At 57.8% G+C, this 26626-nt stretch carries 22 protein-coding genes and 1 tRNA gene; 19 read left to right on the plus strand and 4 right to left on the minus strand.

Going from position 1 to position 26626, the window contains the following annotated elements; genetic code table 11:
* The first annotated feature begins 41 nt into the window (after positions 1-41).
* The 4 genes from BFR47_RS09730 to BFR47_RS09740 all read left to right on the plus strand — a co-directional run bounded on the left by BFR47_RS09730 (position 42) and on the right by BFR47_RS09740 (position 7509).
* Positions 42-1364, plus strand: a complete 1323-nt coding sequence (locus BFR47_RS09730; RefSeq protein ID WP_245748866.1) for an autotransporter assembly complex protein TamA — start codon at positions 42-44, stop codon at positions 1362-1364.
* The gene (locus tag BFR47_RS18665; protein WP_245748867.1) at positions 1334-1756 is read left to right on the plus strand and encodes an autotransporter assembly complex protein TamA; all 423 of its coding nucleotides are present in this window, start codon (positions 1334-1336) and stop codon (positions 1754-1756) included. The genes BFR47_RS09730 and BFR47_RS18665 overlap by 31 nt, the downstream gene beginning before the upstream one ends.
* Complete coding sequence (gene tamB, locus BFR47_RS09735; RefSeq protein WP_071472878.1) at positions 1753-5436, plus strand: autotransporter assembly complex protein TamB; 3684 nt, start codon at positions 1753-1755, stop codon at positions 5434-5436. The genes BFR47_RS18665 and tamB overlap by 4 nt, the downstream gene beginning before the upstream one ends.
* Before the next feature lie 255 nt (positions 5437-5691).
* Entirely contained in the window at positions 5692-7509 is a 1818-nt protein-coding gene (locus tag BFR47_RS09740; RefSeq protein ID WP_071472879.1) for a PglL family O-oligosaccharyltransferase, read from the plus strand.
* A 64-nt stretch (positions 7510-7573) separates the two neighbouring features.
* Here the strand turns inward: BFR47_RS09740 and BFR47_RS09745 are convergent, their stop codons facing one another.
* The gene (locus BFR47_RS09745; RefSeq protein WP_217645513.1) at positions 7574-8233 is read right to left on the minus strand and encodes a GntR family transcriptional regulator; all 660 of its coding nucleotides are present in this window, start codon (positions 8231-8233) and stop codon (positions 7574-7576) included.
* A 161-nt stretch (positions 8234-8394) separates the two neighbouring features.
* Here BFR47_RS09745 and BFR47_RS09750 point away from each other — a divergent pair, with 161 nt between their 5' ends.
* The 3 genes from BFR47_RS09750 (at position 8395) to BFR47_RS09760 (ending at position 12680) form a co-directional block, all read left to right on the plus strand.
* Positions 8395-9750: an FAD-dependent oxidoreductase gene (locus BFR47_RS09750; protein WP_071472881.1), complete on the plus strand. Its 1356-nt coding sequence runs from the start codon at positions 8395-8397 to the stop codon at positions 9748-9750.
* A 14-nt stretch (positions 9751-9764) separates the two neighbouring features.
* The gene (locus BFR47_RS09755) at positions 9765-10889 is read left to right on the plus strand and encodes a mandelate racemase/muconate lactonizing enzyme family protein (protein WP_071472882.1); all 1125 of its coding nucleotides are present in this window, start codon (positions 9765-9767) and stop codon (positions 10887-10889) included.
* 180 nt (positions 10890-11069) lie between these two features.
* Positions 11070-12680: a BCCT family transporter gene (locus BFR47_RS09760; RefSeq protein WP_281245963.1), complete on the plus strand. Its 1611-nt coding sequence runs from the start codon at positions 11070-11072 to the stop codon at positions 12678-12680.
* A gap of 380 nt (positions 12681-13060) precedes the next feature.
* Here the strand turns inward: BFR47_RS09760 and BFR47_RS09765 are convergent, their stop codons facing one another.
* Complete coding sequence (locus BFR47_RS09765; RefSeq protein WP_071472884.1) at positions 13061-13471, minus strand: hypothetical protein; 411 nt, start codon at positions 13469-13471, stop codon at positions 13061-13063.
* 158 nt (positions 13472-13629) lie between these two features.
* Positions 13630-13706: transfer RNA gene (locus tag BFR47_RS09770), tRNA-Pro, on the minus strand.
* A gap of 313 nt (positions 13707-14019) precedes the next feature.
* Here BFR47_RS09770 and hinT point away from each other — a divergent pair.
* The 12 genes from hinT to BFR47_RS09825 all read left to right on the plus strand — a co-directional run bounded on the left by hinT (position 14020) and on the right by BFR47_RS09825 (position 24985).
* Positions 14020-14370 (plus strand): purine nucleoside phosphoramidase, encoded by a 351-nt coding sequence (gene hinT / locus BFR47_RS09775; protein ID WP_071472885.1) that lies wholly within the window; start codon positions 14020-14022, stop codon positions 14368-14370.
* A gap of 9 nt (positions 14371-14379) precedes the next feature.
* A complete protein-coding gene (locus tag BFR47_RS09780) occupies positions 14380-14997 on the plus strand; it encodes a penicillin-binding protein activator LpoB (RefSeq protein WP_071472886.1) in 618 nt (205 codons plus the stop codon).
* On the plus strand, positions 14987-15814 hold the full coding sequence (locus BFR47_RS09785) for a phosphotransferase (RefSeq protein ID WP_071472887.1): 828 nt from the start codon (positions 14987-14989) through the stop codon (positions 15812-15814). Before BFR47_RS09780 ends, BFR47_RS09785 begins: the two co-directional genes overlap by 11 nt.
* A 27-nt stretch (positions 15815-15841) precedes the next feature.
* Positions 15842-16846: a beta-N-acetylhexosaminidase gene (gene nagZ, locus BFR47_RS09790; RefSeq protein WP_071472888.1), complete on the plus strand. Its 1005-nt coding sequence runs from the start codon at positions 15842-15844 to the stop codon at positions 16844-16846.
* A gap of 118 nt (positions 16847-16964) precedes the next feature.
* Positions 16965-18257, plus strand: coding sequence for an NAD(P)/FAD-dependent oxidoreductase (locus BFR47_RS09795; RefSeq protein WP_071472889.1), 1293 nt, complete (start codon positions 16965-16967; stop codon positions 18255-18257).
* Between the two features lie 413 nt (positions 18258-18670).
* The gene (gene alr, locus BFR47_RS09800; RefSeq protein ID WP_071472890.1) at positions 18671-19903 is read left to right on the plus strand and encodes an alanine racemase; all 1233 of its coding nucleotides are present in this window, start codon (positions 18671-18673) and stop codon (positions 19901-19903) included.
* Between the two features lie 460 nt (positions 19904-20363).
* Complete coding sequence (gene napF / locus BFR47_RS17500) at positions 20364-20876, plus strand: ferredoxin-type protein NapF (RefSeq protein WP_083399082.1); 513 nt, start codon at positions 20364-20366, stop codon at positions 20874-20876.
* A complete protein-coding gene (locus BFR47_RS09805; protein ID WP_071472891.1) occupies positions 20863-21174 on the plus strand; it encodes a chaperone NapD in 312 nt (103 codons plus the stop codon). The genes napF and BFR47_RS09805 overlap by 14 nt, the downstream gene beginning before the upstream one ends.
* On the plus strand, positions 21171-23663 hold the full coding sequence (gene napA, locus BFR47_RS09810; protein WP_071472892.1) for a periplasmic nitrate reductase subunit alpha: 2493 nt from the start codon (positions 21171-21173) through the stop codon (positions 23661-23663). The genes BFR47_RS09805 and napA overlap by 4 nt, the downstream gene beginning before the upstream one ends.
* A 69-nt stretch (positions 23664-23732) precedes the next feature.
* A complete protein-coding gene (locus BFR47_RS09815) occupies positions 23733-24215 on the plus strand; it encodes a nitrate reductase cytochrome c-type subunit (protein WP_071472906.1) in 483 nt (160 codons plus the stop codon).
* A gap of 26 nt (positions 24216-24241) precedes the next feature.
* Entirely contained in the window at positions 24242-24817 is a 576-nt protein-coding gene (locus BFR47_RS09820) for a NapC/NirT family cytochrome c (protein WP_071472893.1), read from the plus strand.
* Positions 24818-24847: 30 nt separating this feature from the next.
* Positions 24848-24985, plus strand: coding sequence for a TIGR02808 family protein (locus BFR47_RS09825; RefSeq protein ID WP_071472894.1), 138 nt, complete (start codon positions 24848-24850; stop codon positions 24983-24985).
* Between the two features lie 208 nt (positions 24986-25193).
* Here the strand turns inward: BFR47_RS09825 and BFR47_RS18010 are convergent.
* A partial coding sequence (locus BFR47_RS18010) for a site-specific integrase (RefSeq protein WP_175514092.1) occupies positions 25194-26626 on the minus strand: 1433 nt, incomplete at its 5' end.

Consider the following 26626-nt stretch of genomic DNA (forward strand, 5'->3'; position numbering starts at 1 on the left):
TATAATACATATACACAGAATAATCGAATAAATGGTGCGCTATGAGCAAAGGACTATGGGGACTTGCGGTTCTGCTGTTGCTCAGCCTGAATGTCCGGGCCGACGAAGTCAGCTTCGAGTTGCAGGGGCTGAAGGGCAAATTGAAAAACAACACCCAGATATATCTGGATCAGCTGCCGGCCATCGACGCCGAGCAACTGCCTCGTTTTCGCAAAGACATCGAAACCGCGGTGATCAACAGCCTGCAGGCGCTGGGGTACTACAACCCGGTCATAGAGATTGTTGCCGATAACGACAAACCGGAGCGGGTTGAGGTGCGGGTGACGGCCGGTGAACCGGTGCGTATTCGTACCCTGGATCTGCTGCTGCAGGGCGACTCGGCCTCGGATCCGCAGTTTGAGCAGCTGATCAACAAGCTGGGGTTGCGCGAAGGCGATGTTTTTCGCCACGACAAGTATGAAAAGACCAAGGCGAGCCTGCTCAGCCTGGCCCTGGCCCGTGGCTACTTCGATGCCAACTATCAACGCAGCCAGGTACTGGTGTATCCCCATGATAAAGCCGTCGATGTCACCCTGACCTTCGACTCCGGCCCGCGCTTCAAGTTTGGCGAGCTGAGAGTGGACGCCGACCGTCCGGTCGATCGGCTGCTGACGCCGCTGGTGAAGGTGAAACCCGGCGATCCCTATCAGGCCAGCCGCCTGGCCGAGCTGAGCCGCGACCTTTCCTCCTCCGGTTATTTTCGTCAGGTCGAAGTGTTGCCGGTGGTGAGTGAGGCCGATGAACATCATCGCATTCCGTTGACGGTGCTGCTGCGCGCCAAGGCCGACAACGAAGTCGAAGTCGGTGTGGGCTTCTCGACCGATGAAGGACCCCGGGTCTCGTCCAGCTGGGACAAACCCTGGATCAACAGCCTGGGGCACAGCCTGACGACCAACCTCAAACTGTCGGCGCCGACGCAGGATATCAGCGTGGTCTACAAGATCCCCCGCGGTAATCCGCTCAACAACTATTACACCATTCAGGGCGGTTATCAGATGCTGGATCAGGACGACACCGTGAGTGATCGTCTGGTGGCCTCGGTACATCGCTGGGACAAGGACGTCGATGACTGGACCCGGGATGTGTTCATTCGCTCCGAATACGAATCCTATGTCCAGGGCGAACAGGAGGATGAGAGTTTCCTGTTGATCCCCGGTGTGTCCTACAGCCGTACCCGGGTGCGCGGTGGCCTGGACCCGATCTGGGGCGACGCCCAGCTGGCGACCCTGGAACTGTCCGAGCCTGGTGGGGATCCGACACTCGCTTTGTCCGTCTGTGGGGACGCAGCAAGTGGTTGCGCACCATCGCCGAGAAGCAACGGCTGATTGCCCGGGCCGAGCAGGGCGCGGTGTGGGTGGAGGACGTACAGGAATTGCCGCCGTCGTTACGTTTCTTCACCGGTGGTGACATGACGGTACGCGGCTTCAGTTACCAGTCCATTACACCGGTCGATGAAAACGGTGATCGGCTGGGGGCTAAATACGCCACCGCCCTGAGTCTGGAATACGACTACAAGGTGGCGGAGAAGTGGCGTGTGGCCAGCTTCGTCGATACCGGTACCGCCACCAACGACTATTCCGAAGACTGGAAGGTGGGCACCGGGGTCGGGGTGCGCTGGTTGACGCCGGTGGGCGCGGTGCGAGTCGATCTGGCATTTGGGGTATCGGAGGAGCAGGTCCCCATGCGAATACATTTTACCCTGGGACCCGAGTTATGATGTTCAAGCGAATCTTCACCGGCCTGGTGGTGAGCCTGTGTGTACTGCTGATGCTGTTGTTCAGCCTGCTGTTTACCCATGCCGGTAACCAGTGGCTGTGGGGGCTGACCAAGCAGCAGGTGCCGGGCCTCGAGGGTACCATGGTGTCCGGTCAGCTGGGGCAGGGCTGGCAGTTTTCCGAGCTTAGCTACGAGCAGGACTCGCTGGCCTTTTCGGCGCGCGAGGTCACCATCGACTGGCAGCTGGGCAAGCTGCTCGACCGCCGTTTCTGGCTGCGGCAACTGGTGGCCGAAGACATCGAGGTTACCATCCGGAGCCTGCCCCCTGCCACGGACGAGCCGCCTTCCGAGCCGGCGGGGCCCATTACCCCGCCGCTGCGCATCGATCTGGACGATATTCGTGCCGACCGGGTCAGGATATCGCTGCCCGGCCAGACCATCGCCTGGCGGAGCCTGCAGCTGGCGGCGCACTGGAACGATGACGGCATGGTGCTTACCGGTCCGAACATGGACGGGCTGACCCTGACGTTGACGCCCGGCGACGACGCTGCGCCGGCCGGCGAAACACCCGCCGGGGCGGCTCGCTCACAGCTGACCCTGCCCGAGGTGGTGCTGCCGTTTCCGATCCGGCTGCAAGGCTTCAGCCTGACCGACAGCCGGCTGATCCAGAACGGGCAAACCCGGGCGTTACACGCCCTGGTACTGGAGCTGGAAGGACAGGGCAGCGAACTCCGGATCCTGAAGGCCGAGCTCGATCACGAGCTGGCCGCGGTGACACTCGGCGGCAACCTCACCCTGAGTGGTGATTACCCGCTCGAACTGGCGCTGAACGCGACCCTGCACAAGCCGCTGCTGGACGGGCAACTGGCCGGTCAGACCCTGGCGCTGACCCTGTCCGAGAGCCTGCAACAACTCAAGGGCAAGCTGGCCCTGGGTGGGGTGGTGGAGGCCAACGCCTCTCTGGAAGCGCAACCGCTCGACCCCGCACTGCCGTTTGATATTGCGCTGAACTGGCAGCAGCTGGGCTGGCCGCTGGCCGAGCCCGCATGGCAGCTGAAGCAGGGCAAGTTACGGCTGAACGGCGAGCTGGCCGACTACCGGCTGACGCTGAATGCCGAAGGTCAGGGACCGGACCTGCCTCCGCTCGGCATCAAACTGGCGGCGAACGGTGATCTGCAAGGTGCCCGGCTCAACCCCCTGACCCTGACTTTGCCTCAGGGCGAGGCGCAGGTGACCGGCGCCCTGGGCTGGAGTGACGGCATCGACTGGCAAGGACTGCTGGCGCTGACCGAGGTGGATCCGGGGGTCTTTGTGGCCGGGCTGGACGGCCGGCTCAACGGCGAGCTGGACACCCGCTTTGCGCTGCAGGGTAAAAACTGGGAGCTGAATGTACGGCCCGATATTCACGGTCAGCTGCGGGATTATCCGCTGTTGCTCGAAGGCGAGGTGGTGCTGGATCAGGCGCTGCAGGGCAGCATCAACCAGCTTCGGTTGGTCAACGGCAACAACCAGCTGACAGTGAATGGCCGCATCACCGACCGCTGGCAGCTGGACGGCGTGCTCAAGGCGCCGGAGCTTGCGGTGTATGCGCCCGGGCTGTTCGGTGACCTGGCCGGAGACATTCAGGTGCGGGGAGAACTGGCCGCGCCGCAAATCCAGGCCAGCCTCAAGGGGGACCGCGCCGGCTTCAACGAGACCCAGGCACGCACTATCAATCTGCAGGCCAACGCCATCCTGGGTAAAGAAACCAGCGGTGATGTGCGGCTGAATATCGCCCGCATCCAGGCCGGTGAGCTGAGCTTCAAGGACATACGGCTGACCGCCAGCGGCGATGAAGCGGCGCACCAGCTCGAACTGGAGCTGGACGGCGACCGGCTGGCGGCCGAACTGCGGCTGGACGGCAGCCTGGACCAGGACGGCTGGCGGGGGCGGCTGAGTCGGGCGGTGCTGGATACCCCGCTGGAACGCTGGGCGCTGCAGCGGGAGCTGGCCATGTCGTGGCGGGAGCAGCGTTTTCGCGCCGAGCCCCATTGCTGGAGCTCGGGAGCGGCGTCGCTGTGTTTCGACGCCCTGACGGCCAGCGCCAAACAGGGGCAGGCCGGGGTCAATATCCGCGACCTGGATCTGGCCCGCCTCAAGCCGTTTTTCCCGAATGATTTTGCCTGGGAGGCGACCCTGGGTGGCCGGGCGGAGCTGCGCTGGCAGGATGGGGTGCCCCGGCTTAACGCCAATATCAGCACCACGCCGGGCACCTTTGTCAGTGGCGATACCCGACTCGACTACCAGACCCTGTCACTTACCAGTGACGTGGCCGACAACCGGCTGCAGTCGTCGCTGGCCTTTCGCTCCAGGGTGCTGGGACAGTTGTCGCTGGATGCCAATGTGGCGGATCTGAAGGGGCGACGTGCGCTGAGCGGCAACCTGAGCATCGAGGATCTCAAGCTCGACTGGCTGACGCCGCTGTTGCCGGAAGTGGCCCGGCTGCAGGGTACCCTGGCCGGACAGGGACGGCTGGATGGCACCTTGCAGGCGCCCTTGCTGTTTGGCGAGATCAACCTGACCGGCGGCGAGGTGGACACTTATTCCGACATGGTCAAGGTACGCGACTTCACCACCCGGCTGGATATCCGGGGCACCAATGCCACCATCAACGGTCAGCTCAGGGTAGGTGACGGCCCGCTGAATATCGACGGTGAGCTGGACTGGCGGCAGCTGCCGGTGAGCGGCGAAATTCGCCTCAAGGGGACCGAGCTGGAAGCCGGCTATCCGGGCATGGGACGGGTGCGGGTCAGCCCGGATCTGCAAATTGCGCTGGGCGAGCAGGCCACGGTGCGGGGTCAAATCCTGATCCCCTGGGCCCGTATCGAGGTCAAGGAACTGCCCGAAAGCGCGGTATCCCGTTCGAAGGACGTGATCATCGTGCAACGCTCGGGCATCATTCCGGAAAAAGCACCGAGCCTGCCGCTGGATATCCGTATTCAGGTGCGGCTGGTGGAAGATGTACGCCTCGAGGCCTTCGGCCTGGATACCCGGCTGGAAGGGGAACTGCGTATCGTGCAGCGACCAAGACGCACGATGCGCGCCAACGGCGAAATCCGGCTGGTTGACGGCAAGTTCCGTGCCTACGGACAGAACCTGTTGATCCAGGAGGGCAGTATTCTGTTCAGCGGCCCCCTGGATCAGCCGAACCTGAAGATCGAGGCCGTTCGCAACCCGTCGAGCATGTCCGACAGCACCATTACCGCGGGCGTCCGGGTCAGCGGCAGCGCGGCCCAGCCCGAGGTGGAGGTGTTCTCGGATCCCGAAATGCCCCAGTCGGAGCAGTTGTCCTACCTGCTGCGGGGACGTGGCATGGATGGTGGCGGCGAGACCGACAGCAACGCCCTGGTGCAGTCGATGCTGCTGGGGGCCGGGGTCGGCCAGGTTGGTGGTCTGGTTACCGGCGTGGGCGAGGCGCTGGGGCTGCAGGACGTGACCCTGGATACCGGCGGCAGCGGCGACAGCACCGAGGTCAATATCAGTGCCTATGTGCTGCCGGGGCTGCAGATTGGCTACGGTGTCGGGGTGTTCTCGGCCATCGGCGAGCTGCGGTTGCGCTACGAGCTGTTGCCAAGGCTCTATCTGCAGGCAACCAGTGGTCTGAGCCAGGCGATTGATCTGTTCTATCGTTTCGACTTCTGACGCCCCCCGGTCAAGCAATATCCTGTCACGGATGTGGATCTCGGGGCTGGGCTGCCTTGATAGTCACCCCCGCCAAGGCGGGGGGCCCGGATTTCCGCCGGCGCGGGAATGACGAAAGGGGGCATGCGGGTCTGTGACTGGCTCTCTGTGGCAGAATTTGCCGGGACGACACGTTGCCGCTCATGCTTTTTGTGCCGGCCTTGGGTAAAGTAGAAGCCTTGTGATACTGCCCGGCCTGCGAGAGTACGCCCCATTATGATGTCTTCGCCCCTGCAGCAACAGGAACGGCTGGCCAGAACCATGCTGGCCAGCATGGCGTTTTACGCCTTGCTGGGCATGCACCTTTATCTGCCTCACCTGTTCGGCATCGGCCTGCAACTGCCATTCAACGTCATCGGCTGGTTCTTCGTCGGTCTGATGACCACTCTGGGACTCTGGCACTGGCACCGCCGGCGGCTGCTGATCAGCCGCTTCTGGCTGGGGCTGGTGGCGGCGAGCTGCCTGCTGTGGCTGCCGTTTTTCTACGTGCACAACAACTCCGTGGCCGGCCATGCCCTGCCGCGTATGCTGGGCCTGTGCGGCGGCCTGCTGTTCTATCTGGCCCTGCAGCAATGCCGCTTCAACGGTCGGGGCCGCCGCTATCTGCTTTATTGTCTGCTGGCGGCGGTCAGCGTGGAGATCCTGCTGGGGCTGGCCCAGTTCTTCGTGCTGGAGCCGGGCAACCGGTTTGGCTACAACACCGAAGTACGCTCGCCCTACGGTATTTTTCAGCATCGCAACGTCATGGCCAGTTTTGTGGCCACCGGCATGGTGCTGGCGATCTACCTCTGGCTGCACGAAGCCAAGTCACCCTGGCGCGGTTTTGTGCTGAAGTCGGTCTGGTTTTCTGCGGTGCTGGGGGCCGGCGGCATGCTGGTGGTGTTGCTGCAGTCCCGGGCCGGACAGCTCGGGCTGCTGCTGGGACTGCTGTTGTTGCAGCCCCTGATCTGGCACACCCTGATCAAGACCCGCTCCAAACGGCTGCTGGCCAGTCTGCTGCTGATCCCCCTCGGTATTCTGCTGGGGGTGTTCGGGCTGGAAGTGTTCGAGATGAGCAAGCGCAGCCTGAGCATCTATACCCAGGCCGACGGCCGTTTCGATATTTATGCCCACGGCCTGCGCATGTGGCTGGACCAGCCCTGGTTCGGTTTTGGCTACGGCAGTTTCGAGTCGGCGTTTTACCGTACCTATGCCGACTGGCGCGAGCTGACCCCGGGGGCGCCGCCGCTGTTTACCGAGATGGGCCACCCGCATAACGAGTTTCTGCTCTGGGCCATCGAAGGCGGGGTGGTGCCGTTGCTGGGACTGGTGCTGATGAGCGGCCTGGTGCTGCAGTTGCTGTATCGGCTGCCCCTTGTCCAGAGCCTGGCCTGGGTCGGGGTGCTGACGCCCATTTTCATCCACAGTCAGACCGAGTTTCCGTTTTATCACTCGCTGCCCCACTGGTTGATGGTGCTGGTGCTGATTTATGTCATCGATGCGGAATACGGCCAGCGCCGCCTGCTGGCGGCACCGCCGCACTGGAGCCGCTGGCCGGTACGTGCCTGGGGACTGGGGCTGATGCTGTTCATGGCGACCGGCCTCTATGCCGGCCAGCAGCTGGTCCGCTACGAGCAGAATGAACAGCGCACCGAAGCAGAGTTGCGGGCGGTGGTGAATCCCCTGATCTGGTATGACCGGGTGGCGTTTTACCGCCATCACTGGCAACTGACCCGGGCCCTGCTGACGGCAGACCGGGCGCAGTTGCTGGACTACGTGAGCTGGGCCCGGCGTTTTCTGACCCACACGCCCCGGGCGGGGGTCTATTACAATGCCTATCTGGCCCTGGGGGCGGCGGGAGAGGAAGACGACGCTCAGCGGTTGCTGGGCGAGGCCCGGCGGCTCTATCCCAATGTGCAGCTGTTGCGCAGTGCCAGCATCAGGCGGGCCCGGGATCGGCTGGCCTCGCTGGCACCGGGGCTGTCGGCGGCCGAGTTGAACAAGGCCATTCCTCTCTATGATCACTTGCGGCCGGCCATCGGCGGGGCCTACTGATTGCCCTAGGGTTATGCCGGAACCTTATTTCAGCCCGAGATCTCCTGGCCCCTGCCTATGGGATCTATTTTCTGGCCGTCAGGCTGCGGTAGGCCATATCGGTCAGGTAGTCGTTGAGCCGGTGAGAGGCGGCGACCGCCGCCTTGGCATCGGTATGGCTCACTGCCCTGAGTACGGTTGCATGCAAGGACGAGGCTTCCGCCAGATCTGAAGCGTCATTCTTGTAGGCAAACCAAAACCGGCGTGACAGACCTTGCAGCGGGGCCATTGCAAGTTGCAGATATTCATTGTTTGCTGCCTTTACCAACAGGCTGTGGCTTTGTTTCAGTAGACTGGCAAAGGTGAGATCATCCTTGTCTTTTGCACAGGCTTCCAGGCTCGATGCCAGCTCGAGCATCTGTTGCTTTTCCTGCATCGTTGCACGCGATGCCGCATAGCTGACACAAAGCGCCTCGATATCCCGGCGGACTTCCAGGATCTTGAGCTGGCTTTCCACAGAGATAGCTGGGATCTGGATCCCGCGACGGGGGTGGATTTCCGCCATCCGTTCGTAAGACAGCCGCTGCAGCGCCTCTCTAACCGGTGTTCTACCGAGCCCCAGGCTTTCGGCGAGCTGTTTTTCACTGACCATACTCCCCGGCTCCAGTTCGCGAAAAATGATCATGCGTTCCAGCTGGTTGTATGCCGCCTCTGTCTTGTTTACCGACACCATCGTCATTGCCATCTTGTTCTCCCAGGCAAAATTTTAGTGAGCGACCTCACGAACTAGGAATGCAACATTGTAACACAGTGTGTTCACTGTTGTGTTACAGAAAAATCATGTATATATTCTAATCACAATACTGATATATCAGTTGATTATCATTAGTCTATCAAGGGGCTGCAATGAAAGATTGGAAAATAGTTCAGCGATTTGAAGTGGTACCAGATCTGCCGGTCCTGGCTGAGGTGGATGTGCTGGTGATTGGTGGTGGTGCTGCCGGTGTGGCGGCGGCGGAAACCGCCGGACGCATGGGCAAAAATACCTGGCTGATTGAAAAGTACGGTTTCTGTGGTGGCGCTGCGGTGGCCGGGCTGTCGGGCACCATCTGCGGCATGTACATGGCCACCGACAACCCCGACTCCAAGCCGGAGCAGGTAGTGTTTGGTTTCACCGAACGTTTCCGTCAGGCATTGGCCGACAAGGGCGGGGTGACCGGGCCTCAGCGCTATGGCAAAACCTATACCGTGACCCATGATCCCCTGATGTGGAGTGAAGTGGCGGACAATTTTCTGGAGCAAGCCGGTGTAACCACGTTGTTCCATACCGCCGTTACCGGTGTGATTATGGATGGCGATGCTTTTAAAGGAGTGGTTATCGAGTCAAACGCCGGGCAAAGCGTGATCCTTGCCAGGATGATAGTGGACGCATCCGGTGATGCCGCCCTTATTGCCCGGGCGGGGATGGATTACTACTTCGGTGCCGATGGCCGCATCCAGAATCCGACCATGTTCTTCCGCATCGCCGGTGTCGATATGGAAAAATACCTCGATTATTACGGTGATGACACCATCTGCCCGCCCAAGGTAACCGAGAATATCGTGCTGGCTAACCAGACGAATGATTATGATCTCCCTCGTCATAAAATCTGGATGTTTCCGACCACCCGCCCGGGGGAACTGATGGTCAACGCCACGCGCCTGGCGGGTCAGGATGGGCGTATGCTGAATGTGATCGATCCCAAGGACTTTACCGAAGCCGAAGTGTTCGGTCGCCGCCAGGTTCGCAGCTATGCCAGGTTCCTCAACAATTATGTGCCCGGCTGCGAAAACGCCTACGTGGTGGATACCGGCGTCGAGGTCGGCATTCGTCAGACCCGCTCCATCGTGGGTGTTGAAACGCTGAGCAATGACGACGTGGTGAATTGCCGCAAGCGGCCAGACAGCATTTGCCGTACTCCCTGGCCCATTGAGCTGCATTCCGGCGACAAGCCAAAGCTGCACTGGCTGCTCGATGATTACTATGACGTCCCCTTCAATACCCTGGTTCCCGTGGTGGGCGAAAACATCATTGTTGCCGGTCGCTGCCTCAGCGCCGAGCACGAGGCGCTTGCCTCCGCACGCGTGACCGCCCAATGTTTTGAGTATGGGCATGCGGCAGGCATTGCGGTGGTAAAGGCGATTGATGAGCAAACCCGTATTCGCGATCTCCCCGTTGATGAGATACGCAACGTCATGATCGCCAATGGCAGTAAACTGTAAGCAGAGGAGTGGTCATGAAAGAGTCCATTATCAAGCGTGTCGAGATATACGCCGTTGCGGATCACAGTGCGGCCCATTTGCCCTGGGCAGATAACCAGGAGCCGTTAATTCACACCAATAATATCGTGCGGCTGATCACCGAGGACGGCCTTGAAGGGGTGGGCGCCACCATCAGCTACACGGAAAATGACTTTGACCGTTGTATTCTGGAAGCGATGCGTACCATAGTGCCGGGGCTGATTGGAAAAAATGCCCTGATGACCGAGGAAATTCATGGCTGGCTGATGAATCGCTGTTCCTGGGGCGGACTGGTCGCCAAATCACCTATTGATATTGCCGCCTGGGATATCAAGGGAAAAAAGGCCGGCATGCCATTGTACATGATGCTGGGTGGTGCCCGTCACAAGATGCTCTCCTATGCGTCCACCCCCATGTTCGATACGGTGGAAGAATATTTTCCGTTTATCGATGGCTGCATTGAACATGGTTTCAAGGCGATCAAGTTGCATTGTTACTGCGTGTATGAAAAAGACCTGAAATTGGTCAAGGCGGTCCAGGCTCGTTACAAAGACACAGGCATTGCATTAATGCTGGATACGGCCACTTTCTATAACCAGCAGGAAGCCTTAAAAATGGCCCGTTTGCTGGATGAATACGGCTGGGCATGGTATGAGGCCCCGGTGTCTGATTATGACTATGCGACCTATCAGCGCCTCGTGAAAGACACCAACCTGGAAATTTCCAGCCATGGCAATTGTCTGCTGACGCTACAGGAGGTGGCATATGCATTAGCCAATAATATGTGGTCCGATGTTCGTCAGGATGCGACGGTCTGCGGTGGCATCACGCCATTGAACAAGTGTTTTGCCCTTGCCGAAGCCCATGGAAAAAATCTTGAGATACAAAGCTGGGGCTACACTATCACCCAGGCGGCTAACCTGCATGTTGCACTGGCACATAATAATTGCCGCTTCTTCGAGCAGGCTTACCCATACGAAAACTTTGAGCTGGGTGCCAAGGACGTTATCCGTACAGACAAGGATGGGTTTGTGCATGCCCCGGAAAAACCGGGCCTGGGTATTGACATGGACTGGGATGTCGTCCGGGGAAATGCGATAGGACATTATGCTTTCGAGTAATTAATAAAACATCTTGGATAAGTAATTGGATCTATCCCGAAACAATGTGGAAGTGACTTTATATTAACCCGCCTTGAATGTGGAATTTAATAGGGTAATGTCAATATTCTTAAATGATATTGCCACTCCTGTTTACTGTGCGGGCTAATAATCAATGGGACAAATATGATGAAAAATACAATGGGAAAAAGTAACTTTGACCGAGTTACTATTACTATCTCGTTGGTTATTGTGTCAGCAATATCCATGTTCTTCTTGGTCAATCCAGAGCAGGCAATAAAGGTCGCCGGTGATATATTCACCTTAATTGCCTATAACTTTGGTACGCCCATTCTCTGGTTTGCCTTTGGGTTGGTTATTCTGGCGGCCTTTTTTATATTCAGCAAATATGGCCATATCCGGATGGGGAACGAGAAGCCTGAGTTTTCGACCTTCTCCTATATTGCCATGATGGCGCTGGCGGGCGTGGGCTCGGGCACAGTCTACTGGGCGTTTCTCGAATGGTCTTATTATATCAAGACGCCACCGTTTGCGATTGAGGCCGGGTCGGTGACGGCTTCCGAGTGGGCGGTGACCTACAGCCTTCACCACTGGGGCATCATTGCCTGGGCGATCTATGCCATTACCGCGATTCCGGTCATGTATTCCTTCTATATCAGGAAAAATGGATCACTAAAAATCAGCGATATTGTCATGGCGATGATAAAAAACAAAACAATAGCCAGGGTTATTGGGCGGGTGATTGACGTTATGTATCCCATTGCGCTGATTTTTGGGTTGCTTATCGTGCTGTCGCTCGGAGTACCCATCATTTCGGCCGCAGTATCACTGCTTTTGGGGATTGAAAACACCTTATTCCTGAAGCTGTTGATGCTTGCCATTGTCGCCGTGATCCTAGCCACCAGCTCGTTCTTTGGCATTGAGAAAGGCATGCAGAAAATAAGCGAAAATGGCACCTACTTTGTTATCGCTCTGGTTCTGTATATCCTGATCCTGGGACCAACCCAGTTCATTGTTGAAAATACCAGCTCCTCCATTGCCCTTTGGGCACAGAACTTCATTATGATGAGCCTGTATACGGATGCCATCAACGAAGCCAAGTTTCCCCAGTCCTGGACGGCCTACTTTTGGGCGTACTGGATGATCTACATTCCGCTGATGTGTGTGTTTGTCACCAAGGTATCCAGAGGGCGAACCATTCGTGAAGTTGTAGCTTGCATGATTGGGGGCGGTACTGCAGGTATTGCGGCCCTGTTCTCAATTGTTGGCTCCTTCATGATGAAAACGGAGCTCGACGGTAAGGTGAATATCAGCCAGATGGTGGCTGACGGGCAGGCCAGCGAAGCGATTGTAAGCGCGCTTGAGACATTACCGTTGTCTTCCGTCATCCTGGTGGTATTCATCATTGCCACTTTCCTGCTGCTGGTAACGACCCTGGACGGTTCAGTGTTTACCGTTGCCTGTAACACCCAGGATGAGCTGGATGAAAACAGCAACCCGTCGACCTATCTGAAGATGTTCTGGTGCCTGGTGATTGTGGCATTGCCAGCCATTTTCATTATTGTTGATGCTCCGGTGCAGTCCATGCAGTCGGCGATTCTGATATTTGCGTTGCCCATTCTGCTGCTGACGTCGTATATGCTGTATAAAACCATCGGCTATATGCGTGAAGATTATTCGCATCTCAATGTAATGGAAATTCAGGGCATGCATAGCATCGTACCTGAAGCCGATGAAGCTAATATCACGTCAAATCCTCTTGGTGATGTTGTAACAGAAAGCAAGCCCTAGGCAGAGCAGATAATCAGTATGCTGGCCACTTTTTGACCAATAATTAAATCCCCGCTCTTGCGGGGATTTTTATGTGTGAGCAGGAAATATTTTCCATACTGCCAGCAGAGTGACTGAATATTGATCCGGCACCGCCGATTATTGAAAAAAGAATCCGCGATTACCTGCATGACGATAGGGTATTTGAATACAGGTGGAACTACCTCAAATCCGGTGACTATAAGCTCAGATTGACGTTGGAACGAAAAAACGATTCCAATCAGGCACAAGCCCTCGCCGGATTGCCAATAGCCCGGTCGAAGGCCGGGTCGCTCGAGTCTCGCTGCCTCGTCGGTTGGCAGGCCCCACGCAGCGGATCACTATCAGTCAGAAGGGGTCGGTTACTGTACCCGAGCCATTTCCTCCGAATTTGAAGCCAACAGGGAATGTAGCTGCTGCTCGTTGTCGAGGGACTCGACCAGTACCATATCCTGCTGCCAGTCGATACGCTGGCCGGTGTTGGCATAGAGGCTGTCGTTCAGGCTGTCGGGAGTGACATTCGGTTGCAGGTCGGCACGGCGGCCGCCGGGCAGGTAGATGGCGCCGGTAGCAAAGTCGACCGCAAAGGCGATGACGCCGGGCACGACAAAGAACAGCAGACCCACGCCGTTGGCGATGGCCACCACCGGGTCGATGCGGCCGCTGATCTGGCCTTTGCGCTCGGGATAGAAAACGGTACCGCAGGCGGCCAGTTGCGTGGTGAGGGTACCGGCCAGTACCAGCGCCAAATAATTTCGTTTGAATCCTGTCATCGCATCTTCTCCGCATAGGTTTACACCCCGACAGTGTACTCTATAACGGTACTGCCTGAATCCTATTTGAAGGCGTCGTGACAGAGGCTGGCGCTGGCGGCAGGTAAATGGCGGGCAATAAAAAACCCACCGGTTAAGGTGGGTTTTTCAGGATGATTTGGTCGGCGTGAGAGGATTTGAACCTCCGACCCCTGACACCCCATGACAGTGCGCTACCAAGCTGCGCTACACGCCGACATCGTCGTTTCGACGGGGACGGATGTTAGATAATGTTGTCGGTACTGTCAAGGCAGAACCTCGGCGGGCAGGTGCGTTTGCCTGCTATTTGATCACCTGGGTGTCGATGCCGGCAGCAGAACGATGCCAGGCAGCATGATGCACTCGCTTTCAGCTAGCGCCTGCGGCACCCTGATTGATGCCGGATGACGTTTTTAATCAATCGTTTATTGATTATCACGTCATGCCTTCGGCGGCCAACAGGGCTATAATGGCAAATCCTGACTGTGGCCGATGGCGCGGTCCGGCGACTTACTTCAAGGAGATCAGTAATGGCAGAAGAAACCATTTTCAGCAAAATCATCCGCAAGGAAATTCCCGCCGATATCCTGTACCAGGACGATTTGGTCACGGCCTTCCGCGATATTTCACCCAAGGCGCCGACCCACGTTCTTATCGTGCCCAATGTGCTGATCCCCACCGTGAACGAGGTGGAAGCCGAGCACGAGCAGGCTCTGGGCCGCCTGTTTACCGTGGCGCGCAAGCTGGCGGCCGAGGCGGGACTGAGCGACGATGGCTATCGCCTGATCGTGAACTGTAACCGTCACGGTGGTCAGGAGGTATACCACATTCACATGCATCTGCTGGGCGGCCGTCCGCTGGGCCCGATGTTGGCGCACTGAGGAGACATGATGATGCTGTATCGTGTAGCGCTGGTACTGGCGGCGGGGGTGGCACTCACCGCGTGTAGCCTGCCCAATCCCTATTCATCGCGGCCGGCACCGGTCAGGCCGGTCACGCCCGGACCGGTGCAGCCGGGCACGCCGGTGACCCCGGTCACGCCACCGGCCCCGCAACTGCCGGTGATCGATTTGCCCTCGGCCCCGGAGGCTCCGTTGCCCGAGGTGCGCAGCGTCGACCTGGAGCGACTGGTCGACAACCTGGCTGGCAGCCTCAAGCGCAACGCCGCCATCAACGAGGTACAGGGGCCCGTGCTGCTGGATGATATCAGCAACCAGGCCGGCAGCCCGGTGGATACCCAGGGCCTGACCGAGCGGCTGCGCGCCAACCTGAGTGGCAGCCTGAGCTTTGCCGACGGTGCCAGGGTCAGCAGCCTGCGTCAGCAACTGGCTTACCAGGATGGCCGGGCCGACATGGCGGCACTGGTACGGCTGGGCAAACAGAGCGGGGCCGATTATCTGCTGTCGACCACCCTGACTCGCAACGGCGACAGCATGATCCTGCAGGGGCAGCTGATGGAGCTGAGCAGTGGCGAGGTGCTCTGGTCCGATCGCGTGAGTGGACGCTGACCGGCTGCTGCCGGCCTTGCTGCCCCGCCGGTGGCAGGGGCAGCTGACGCCACTGGCGGGGGGCTATACCAACCGCTGCTGGCGACTCGATACGGTAGAGGGGGCCTACTGGCTCAGGCTGGGCTGCGAGGCCCCGGCGAGCCTGGGCATAGACCGACGGCGTGAACTGCGGGCCCACCAAGCCGCCGCCGAGGCGGGGCTGGCTCCGGCGATCCGTTATGCCCGACCCGAGTGTGGCCTGTTGATCCTGGACTGGCTGGATGAGCCCGACTGGTGTGGGCGCGAGCCTGACTTGCCGCTGCTGATGAGCCGGGTCGCCCGGCTGCACCGCATCGAGTCTGACCTGCCACTGCTGGATCTGGCGGCCCAGGCGGACCATTACCTGCGGCAACTGGCGCCGCTGGCGGCCGAACTGGCGGCCTTCGTTCCCCGTTTTGTTTCACCCTTGCTCAACCCGGCCTTTACCCCGGTGTTCTGCCATCACGATCTCAACGCCGCCAACCTGCTGGGCGAACGGCCCTGGCTGCTGGACTGGGAATATGCGGCCCGGGGCGATGCGGCCTTCGAGCTGGCGGTGATGGCCGACAGCTTCGGGCTGACCCCCACGCAGGAACGCGCGCTGCTGGCGGCCTATGCTGATGCCGGCGGTCTCCTCGACTGGCGTCGTTTTCAGGCGCGCCGGCCTTGGGTACAATGGCTGACTGTGCTGTGGGCGGCGCTGCAGTATCGGCGCGACCCGGCCCCGCGCTATCTTGAGCTGCAACGCCAGGCGCTGGCGCGGTTGCGGCAGACACTAACATCTATCGAGTCGAACTGACCGCCGGTGAGCGGTAACGGAGTAGTAATGGGCCCCTTTATTCTTGATGTGCAGGGTTGTGAGCTGGATGCGGAAGAGCGGGAACTGCTGGCGCACCCGGCGGTGGGCGGGGTCATCTTTTTCCGTCGCAACTATCACGACCGGGCGCAGCTCGGCGCCCTGGTCAAGGCCATCCGCGCGGTCAAACCCGGGCTGCTGCTGACAGTGGATCACGAAGGTGGTCGGGTGCAGCGTTTTCGCGACGGTTTCTTTCCGCTGCCGGCCCCGGGCAGCCTGGCGGCGCTGGACCGTCCGGATAAACTCGCCCTGCTGGAAGACGCCGGCTGGATGATGGCGGCCGAGCTGCTGGCCCACGACATCGATCTGAGCTTTGCACCGGTGCTCGATCTGGAACGGGGCAGCGAGGTGATTGGCGATCGCAGCTTCGGTACCGATCCCGAGCCGGTCATCGCGCATGCCAGTGCCTACATCAGGGGCATGCACGGTGCCGGCATGGCGGCGGTGGCCAAGCATTTTCCCGGCCACGGCAGCGTGCGCGCCGACTCCCACAAGGAGAGCCCGGTCGACCCGCGTGATTATGCCGATATCGAGCAGGCCGACATGGTGCCGTTTCGGGCGCTGATTGCCGCCGGGCTGGTGCAGGGCATGATGCCGGCCCACGTCATTTACTCGGCGGTGGATCCGCATCCGGCCGGGTTTTCGGCGTTCTGGCTGAAACAGGTGCTGCGCCAGCAACTCGGTTTCACCGGCCTGATTTTCAGCGACGATCTGACCATGGAAGGCGCAGCCGTGGCGGGGGGCTACGCCGAGCGGGCCCACAGCGCCCTGCAGGCGGGGTGCGATCTGTTGCTGGCCTGCAATCACCGGGCCGGCGCGGTCGAGATCATCGACCGGTTGCCCCACGATCTGCAGCGGGATCTGTCTGCCCTGCGCAAGCGCCCTCAGTCTGCGCAGGGGGCCGCCGCCAGTCAGCTGTACGGCAGCCGCCGCTGGCGCGATGCGAGCGAACGACTGCGCCGGCTGGAAGGCTGAGCGAAGCGCGATATACTGCCAGGGCCGCCCGCGGGCGGCCCTGGCAAGAATCTGCGGCTATGGCGGCTTAACACCGTCCCCATAGCCACAGGTTTTTTTACATTAATGGAGGTCAAGCATGACAAGGATTATCGTGGTCGGCGGCGGTGCCGGTGGACTGGAACTGGTGACCCGACTCGGTCGTCAACTGGGGCGCAAGAGCAAGGCGGAAGTGACCCTGGTGGACCGCAACCGAACCCACCTGTGGAAGCCGCTGCTGCACGAAGTGGCGACCGGCGCCATGGATCCGGGTATCGATGGCCTGAGCTATCGCTCCCATGCCCACAACCACGGTTTTGTCTTTCAGATGGGGACCCTCAGCAACATCGATCGGGACAACAAGACCATTACTCTGGCGCCGTTGCTGGATGACGGCGGCAAGCCGATGCTGGGCGAACGCACCCTGCCATACGACATTCTGGTGCTGGCGATCGGCTCGGTCTCTAACGATTTCGGCACCCAGGGGGTGCGCGATCACTGCATATTCCTCGACAGCCCGCAACAGGCCGAGCGTTTTCACGACGCGCTGATGAACCGCTTTCTGCAATACGGTGAAAGCGAGAGCACCGACGACAAGGTGGACATTGCCATCGTCGGCGCCGGTGCCACCGGGGTGGAGTTGTCGGCCGAGCTGTACAATGCGGTAGAGTACCTCAGCGCCTATGGCTTCAAGAAACTCAGCCGTGACTGTTTGCGGCTGACGCTGGTGGAAGCGGGCCCGCGCATCCTGCCGGCGCTGCCCGAGCGCATCTCCGCCATGGCGCACAAGGAGCTGCGTGCCCTGGGGGTGGATGTGCGTACCGGCACCATGGTGGTGGAAGCCACGACCGAAGGCCTGAAAACCAAGGATGGCGAGCTGCTCCCGGCCACCCTGATGGTGTGGGCGGCGGGCATCAAGGCGCCGGATTTCATGAAGGAAATCGCGGGTCTGGAAACCAACCGCATCAATCAGCTGACGGTCGGGCCCACCCTGCAAACCAGCCGCGACGACGACATCTTCGTGATCGGCGACTGCGCCTTCTGCCTGCAGGACAACGGCAAGCCGGTGCCGCCCCGGGCCCAGTCCGCCCACCAGATGGCGAGCCTGGTCTACAGCAACATCCTGGCCCGGCTCAGCAACAAGCCGCTCAAGCCTTACGTCTATAAGGATCACGGCTCCCTGGTGAACCTGAGTCGTTACTCCACCGTTGGCTCGCTGATGGGCAACCTGATGCGCGGCTCCATGATGGTGGAGGGGCGCATCGCCCGCACCGTGTATGTGTCTTTGTATCGCATGCACCAGGTGGCGCTGCACGGCTACACCCGCACCGGCCTCATGCTGCTGGTAGGCCGTATCAACCGCTTTTTGCGGCCCCGGCTGAAACTGCACTGATCACCATCCGTCTTTCACTTAGAACAGACCAGCAAGGGCCCCGCGAGGGGCCTTTTGTTTGGTGCATAGATATATTTGTAGATGATTTTTTGCGCATATCGGTTTCGGCCGGAAAAGACCAGAACATGCTTCGATTGGGTCTGCAATGGAGGTGATGTAAATATTTTGTAAACAAGGTGTGGGGAGGGTCAGTTTTTGGGTGTGAATAATTATGCTGGCTGAATGATTGCGGAATTATACGGTGCTAATTTTTGTCTTTTTATTGGTTTTTAATGTTATTTTTTTGTTTTATGGCGCTATTAAGTTTTGATTTTTTCCCTGTATAGTGAATTCGTCATTTGCAAGCCGGAAAGGGTTTTCGGCGGGTTTATCTACCCATGGAGCAAATGATCCCTATTCAAGGAGAGCACGAAATGACCTTTAAACCGACCGTACTGGCCATGGCCCTGGCCGCCTGTTTGTCCACTTCGGTACAGGCCGCGCCCGAACTGCCGGTAACCGGCCTGGATACCGGCAGCAGCCAGTACAACACCGCCAATGCCTGGGTGGAGATCGATCAGGCGGCCTTCGAGCACAACATCAGCACCCTGCAGACCCTGCTCGACGGCAAGTCCCGGATTTGCGCCATCATGAAAGCCGACGCCTATGGTCACGGCATCGCCAACCTGATGCCCTCGGTGATGGCCGCCAACATTCCCTGTGTAGGCATCACCAGCAACGAAGAGGCGCGGGTGGTGCGCCAGAGTGGCTATGAAGGCCGTATTCTGCGGGTGCGCAGCGCCAGCCCGCAGGAGGTGAGCGACGGTCTGCAATACGAAATGGAAGAGCTGTTCGGTGATATCGACGCCGCCCGCACCGCGGCGAAAATCGCGGGGGCGGCGGGCAAGACCCTGCGCTATCACCTGGGGTTGAACGCCGGTGGCATGAGCCGCAACGGCCTGGAAGTGGCCACCGAGGAAGGCAAGCAGGAGGCGCGCGAACTGCTGGCGCTGGATAACCTGGAGCTGGTGGGCATCATGACCCACTTCCAGTATGAGGATGCGGACTTCGTGCGGGCCGGGCTTGCCAAATTCAACGAGCAGTCCCAGTGGTTGATTGAAGACGGCAAGCTGGACCGCAGCAAGCTGACCCTGCATACCGCTAACTCCTTCACCACCCTGGAAGTGCCGGAAGCCCGCCTCGACATGGTGCGCCCGGGCGGCATCATCTACGGCGACACCATTCCTTCCTATACCGAATACAAGAAGGTGATGTCGTTCAAGACCCGGGTGGCTTCGATCAACAACTATCCGGCCGGTAACCTGGTGGGTTACGACGGTACCTATAGCCTGAAGCGGGATTCGCTGCTGGCCAACCTGCCGATGGGCTACTCCGACGGCTATCGCCGGGTGTTCACCAACAAGGCCTATGTGGTGGTCAACGGCCACCGGGCGCCGGTGGTGGGCAAGGTGTCGATGAACACCACCATGATCGACGTGACCGACATTCCGGGTGTGAAACCGGGTGACGAAGTGGTGCTGTTCGGCAAACAGGGTGACGCCGAAGTGACCCAGGGCGAGCTGGAAGACGCCAACGGCGCCCTGCTGGCCGACCTGTACACCGTATGGGGCAACTCCAACCCCAAGATCCTCAAGCGCATCCAATAAGTCATGTGGCGTAACAGGTGTGGCTCTGTCGTCGTCTGTTGTCATTCCCGTAGATCCTTTCCTGTCATTCCCGCGAAGGCGGGAATCCAGGACTGGTGATGCAGAATGCTCAGACGGAGGGGGCCAGCAAAGGCACCGGACCCCCGCCTTAGCGGGGGTGACGATAAGGGCAAACCAGCCTCAGAAGCCACATCGGTTACAGGATATGACTTTTAAGCGGCACGCTTGAGCTGAAAGCGGGGAGGGCAACCTTCCCGCTTTTTTGTTTTACGGCCACGCAACCCGTGACCTTTAGTGGTGTTAATTGATCTGAATCAAACTAACCTCTCAAATACCTCTTTGTGGCTATTCTGCCTTGGCTATTAAAACTCCCCTGTACTAGAGTCAACGGCAACTTGGGTTTCAACGCTTTCCTGTTGTGTTCGCGAACAGTTTCCACTGGGTATATAGGGTATTTGGTATGTCAGATTCTCAGGTTAATCTTTCTCGGCGCCAACTCTTTACCCGCCGAAACATCACGGACACCCCTTCACTGCCATGGGTAAAAGCTGCGCAATTTACCGACCTGTGTACCCAATGTGGTGAATGCATAAAGCAATGCCCCACCAATATTATTCGCCCCTCCGACGGTGGCTTTCCTCGCGTTGATTTTGAAGTCGGCGAATGTACCTTTTGTTACCAGTGTGCAGCGGCGTGTCCCGAGCCGTTGTTTCTGCCAAAAACCGAACCAGCCTGGCACGCCAAAGCGGTGATTGAAGCAGGCTGCCTGGCTAAGCAAAACATTGAGTGTCGAAGCTGCGGAGACAGCTGCGACCCCTTCGCCATCAGCTTCAAACTGGCGGTGGGAGCGGTCGCACAACCCCAGATAGACATGGCCGCGTGCACCGGCTGTGGCGCCTGCGTGTCGGTGTGTCCGACCTCTGCCATCACCATCAAGAATATTCAACAAGAGAGCGCGCATGTCACTGAATGAAGTTCATATTTCAAGCCTGGTGGTGCACGTGGTGCCACAACACTTGAGCGCCATCAAACAGCAGATTGAATCTTTTGACGGTGCCGAAATTTATGGTGAAAGCGCAGCCGGTAAGTTGGTGGTGGTAATAGAAACCCGAAACCAGGGTTATATCACCGACACCATCGATGCGATAAACCAACTCGACCACGTATTAAGTACCGCGTTGGTGTTTCATCAAATTGAGCGTGATCTCGATGATGAGGTTGGTAGCACTGAACAATTAATTCCGGATTTGAAGCTTGAGGGTGATGTATGAAAATAACCAGACGTGCGTTTGTAAAAGCAAATGCAGCCGCTTCTGCCGCGGCCGTGGCCGGAATAAGCCTCCCCATTTCTGCCACCAACCTGATCGTCAGCTCGGATGAAACTGCCATTAAATGGGACAAGGCACCTTGCCGCTTTTGTGGCACCGGCTGTTCCGTGCTGGTCGGCACCCAGGATGGCCGCGTCGTCGCCACCCAGGGCGACCCCGAAGCCCCCGTCAACAAGGGGCTGAACTGCATTAAAGGGTATTTTCTGTCGAAAATCATGTACGGAAAAGACCGGTTAACCACGCCGCTGCTGCGCATGAAGAATGGTCGGTTTGATAAAGACGGCGACTTCGCCCCGGTATCATGGGATCAGGCGTTTGATGTGATGGCGGAGAAATTCAAACAAGCCCTCAAGGAAAAAGGCCCCACCAGCGTGGGCATGTTCGGCTCGGGTCAGTGGACCGTGATGGAAGGTTACGCGGCCTCCAAGTTGATGAAGGCGGGTTTCCGCTCCAACAACCTGGATCCCAATGCCCGCCACTGCATGGCCTCTGCCGTGGTCGGCTTTATGCGTACCTTTGGTATCGATGAGCCCATGGGTTGTTATGACGACTTCGAGCACGCCGACTCCTTCGTGCTGTGGGGCTCCAACATGGCCGAAATGCACCCGGTACTCTGGACCCGCATCACCGACCGCCGTTTAAGCCACTCCCACGTTAAAGTGAACGTGCTGTCCACCTATTATCATCGCAGCTTTGAGCTGGCTGGCCGTGGCATGATTTTTCATCCTCAGTCTGATCTGGCCATCGCCAACTTTATTGCCAACTACATCATCGAGAACGATGCGGTTAACTGGGACTTTGTGGATAAACATACCCACTTCAAGCAAGCCACCACCGATATTGGCTATGGCCTGCGTGATGATAACCCCTTGCAGGTGAGCGCGAAGAACCCCAACTCCGGCGATATGTCCGACATCTCGTTTGAGGAATATAAAGCCTCGGTTGCGCCTTATACGGTAGAAAAAGCCGCCGAAATGTCCGGCGTGCTGCCCGAAGACCTGATTGCACTGGCCAAACAATACGCGGATCCCGACACCAAGGTGATGTCACTGTGGACCATGGGCATGAACCAGCACACCCGTGGCGTCTGGATGCAAAGCCTGGTGTACAACCTGCATCTGCTGACCGGTAAAATTTCGGAGCCGGGTAACAGCCCCTTCTCGTTAACCGGTCAGCCTTCCGCCTGTGGTACTGCGCGTGAAGTGGGTACCTTTGCCCACCGTCTGCCGGCCGATTTGCTGGTGGCCAACCCGGAGCACCGCAAGTTTGCCGAAAAAATCTGGCAGTTGCCCGCCGGCACCATTCCCGAAAAGCCGGGCTTTCATGCGGTACTGCAAGATCGCATGCTCAACGACGGCAAGCTGAATGCCTATTGGGTGATGTGTAACAACAACATGCAGGCGGGACCCAACATCAACAACGAGCGCTTGCCGGGTTATCGCCACCCCGACAACTTCATCGTCTGTTCGGATCCTTACCCCACAGTAACCGCGCAGGCGTCGGACTTGATTCTGCCTACCGCCATGTGGGTAGAAAAAGAAGGCGCCTATGGTAATGCCGAGCGTCGTACCCAGGCCTGGTATCAGCAAGTGTCGCCGGTGGAAGGGGCAAGGTCTGATCTCTGGCAAATCATGGAATTCGCCAAACGCTTCAATATTGAAGAAGTGTGGGATGAAACCCTGATGGCCCAGGTACCGGAATTACGGGGCAAAACAATGTATGACGTGTTGTTTGCCAACGGCAAGGTGGACAAATTCCCACTTTCTGAAGCACAGGAACTGAACGATGACGCCCAGGCTGCCGGCTTCTACGTACAGAAAGGCCTGTTCGAAGAGTATGCCGAATTTGGTCGCGGCCACGGCCACGACCTGGCCCCCTACGATGTTTATCACCAGGTGCGTGGTTTGCGCTGGCCGGTGGTGGATGGCAAGGAAACCCTGTGGCGTTTCAACCCCGAATATGACCCCTATGCCAAACGCGAAGGCCGGGACTTCTACGGCAAGCCCGATGGCAAGGCCCTGATCATTTCGGCGCCTTACGAAGCACCGCCAGAAGTGCCCAACGAGGAATACGACCTGTGGCTATGTTCCGGCCGCGTGCTGGAACACTGGCATACCGGCACCATGACCCGTCGCGTGCCCGAACTGTACAAGGCGGTACCGGATGCCCACTGCTATATCCACCCGGATGATGCCGAGGCGCGCAACCTGCGCCGGGGTGACGAAGTGCTCATTCAGTCACCGCGGGGTGAAGTGCGTGCCCGTGTAGAAACCCGTGGTCGTAACCGCCCGCCGCAAGGCCTGGTGTTCGTCCCCTTCTTTGATGCGCGCATTCTGGTCAACAAGTTGATTCTGGATGCCACCGATCCGCTCTCCAAACAGACGGACTACAAAAAATGTCCGGTGAAGATAACCAAGGTCGCGAGCGTATAACGTCATTACCGACCATCACCCAAGCCATTAGGGTGGCATGGGGTGATCAAAAAAGAATCGGAGCAGGTTATGAAAAAAATCATCATGGCATTGGTCGCGGCAAGTGCGCTGCTGTTCGGTGCAGTACAGGCAGAAGATGCCAACGACATTGACAGCCAGGCCACCAGCAATCCGGGCGGCATCGGGGGAGTGGCTTCTTTACGGGGCATGAGCGAAATTGAAACCACTCGCCCGGCGGACGACTTCAAGCGTTACCCCAAGGATCACCAATTGGACAGTAACTATGTGTATCAGCCACCCCTGGTGCCTCATACCATTCGCAACTATGAAGTGTCGTTAAACGCCAACAAGTGTCTTTCCTGTCACAGCTGGAAGAACGCCAAGGAAATGGGCGCCACCAAAATCAGCGTGACTCACTATGTGAATCGTCAGGAACAGGTGCTGTCGGATGTGTCGCCGCGTCGTTACTTCTGTTTGCAGTGTCACGTGCCCCAGGCCGATGCCAAACCTTTGGTTGATAACAGCTTCCAGAGCGTCGATTCACTGCGGTAACACAACGCGACTTGAGAGTGAGCGTCATGAAATTATTAAAAAGATTCTGGAAGCGTTTATCCACACCCAGCAAGGCCGCGGCAGGAGTTGTGTTGCTGATGGGCTTTATCGGCGGCTTGCTGTTCTGGGGTGCCTTCAACACCGGCATGGAAGCCACCAATACGGAGCAGTTCTGTTCCGGCTGTCATGCCCCCATCGTGAAGGAGATCCGTGAAACCATTCACTACTCCAACCGTTCGGGCGTGCGAGCCATCTGTTCCGACTGCCACGTACCCCATAACTGGACCGACAAGATCGTGCGCAAGGTGCAGGCATCCAAAGAGCTGGCCTTTCACTTCATCGGCACCATTGATACGGAAGAAAAGTTCAAGGAGAGGCGCGGGCATTTGGCGCATCGCGAGTGGCAACGCATGAAAGAGAACAACTCGCAGGAGTGCCGTAACTGTCACCAGTTCGACTACATGGACTTCTCGGAGCAGGGCCCGCGTGCCGTCAGGCAGCACTCTACCGCTCTGGCCGGTGGCGACAAAACCTGTGTGGATTGCCACAAGGGCATAGCCCATAAACTGCCGGACATGAGAGACGTCGCCGGCTGGCAATAAGCCTGGAACGAGAACAAGAGGGGGAAGCGAATGGGGACTTTAGAATACGTAATGTGGCATATCCTGGGGTACGCCGCGATACCTGCGATTATCCTGGCCGGGTTTCTTGCCGTTGCTGCCGTGTGCATCGGCATTTTGTCTGTAAGTAAAGATAAGCAGATTGATTGATACTGCCTGAGATAACAGGCTGAAAGCAAAAAAGCGGGGAGGGTGACCCAAGCCATTCCCCTTTCGTGTGCATGGCTTGAGGCGGGGAAAATGGGCGACGTAATGTTGCCCATTTTTTTTCATTTATATATCAGTTGATTATGGTTGATTTGCTTGTATCTCGGCCAGCTCGTGCTGCCATCCATCTCTCTACGTATACACAGTGCCCTTAGCATGATGGATAAAGTATCTTCCTGATTTCTACTGGCCCCTTAGCAAGGCCGAGCCGTTGGGCTGGAGTCTTGCCGTCTTTCCCTCTTAGACAGAAATTGTAATAAACACGTAAAATCTGAAGCATTTTCTCTACCATCACAGGGTTGTAGGGGCTTTTACCTGTCCAGACCCTGCCATTGTTTGATTGTGAATGCATAGGACGCTCCAACAAGGAGAGTCTCCGCCTGACCATCTGGAAGAAATTATCTATCGGATGCAGAGAGGCGCGGCGTATCACGCTAACCTTCTGGTTTTCCGAGAGACAGTCACAATCCGTCAGGAATGAGACATACTTTTCACACTCATAAATACGATTAATCGGATTACTAAACCAGACCTCTTTGGAGCCGCTCATCGCATAAGGCTGTGAGAGTGATTGCTGCACAAGAAAACGCTCAGCCTCAATCCTATCCAACTCCTCAGTCTTCATCACCATACCAACGGCTTTTTCGGTCATTTTTACCCGAAATCTTCGCTCATCCACGGTCAGCTCTTTGTTAAAACGGACATATGCCACTCGACAAGTTCCTGCCTTTACTTGATCTGTGAAAGCAGTGATGGCAGCTCGATTAATGAGCGTATCTTGGTCAAGATAGAGTGTCAGTAGATCAGCATGGCCGATCAACTCTTGCAGCAATCTGAAGTGAGCACACAGAGTATATTCTGAACGTACCAGTGCCCCGTTATCAGGTAGGGTGGTTGCGTCATCAAACGACACAGGTGAGACACCTGATTCCAGCTCAATCTCCTCGGCAAGAGACGCGACCCTTGCCTCATGGAGTGGTAGATTCCCTGCTTCAAAGTAACTTTTTAACAGCTCTTTTTTCTTATATTCCAGCTCTTTATTCGCTTGGATAGCAGCATGGATTTCTCTGGGAGTCCATATTCTGGCCAAGGTGCGATTGAACTTTTTACGGGACTGATCGTCTTGGTACTGCTGGGATTTGGCCAGATCTTGCAGGTTAACGGAGGGGTCGAAGTTCACTTCCATCCCAAATACATAACCCGTGTAGCTATCCGCTGACCCAATAGCTGACAGTACCACGTTCCGTCTATCATCTCGGTTCGTCCAGTTCACTCCGTATTCTTGCCTGTCAGAAGATAACCTCATCCCCTTCAGCGGCATCATCTTCAGGCGTGACTCTCGTTCCTTCATGAACGCTACACTTCGCTCGTAGAACATGTCGATCCTGTCGTAGATTCTTTGAGGAGGCAGGTCGGTGAGCTCTATCGCTCGATTTATCGCAGTCTGATTAACTAGCAGTTTGAATAACCACTCATTATCATAGCTGCGCGTTTTTGGATGGCTCTTTCTCTTTTCAGAGCCACGGGTGAAGGTGGTGTCACATGCCTTGCATTGGAACCGAGGATGACCCGCAGAAGTCAGTC

The organism is Oceanisphaera psychrotolerans (assembly GCF_001870485.1).
In the GTDB taxonomy this organism is placed as follows: Bacteria; Pseudomonadota; Gammaproteobacteria; order Enterobacterales; family Aeromonadaceae; genus Oceanimonas; species Oceanimonas psychrotolerans.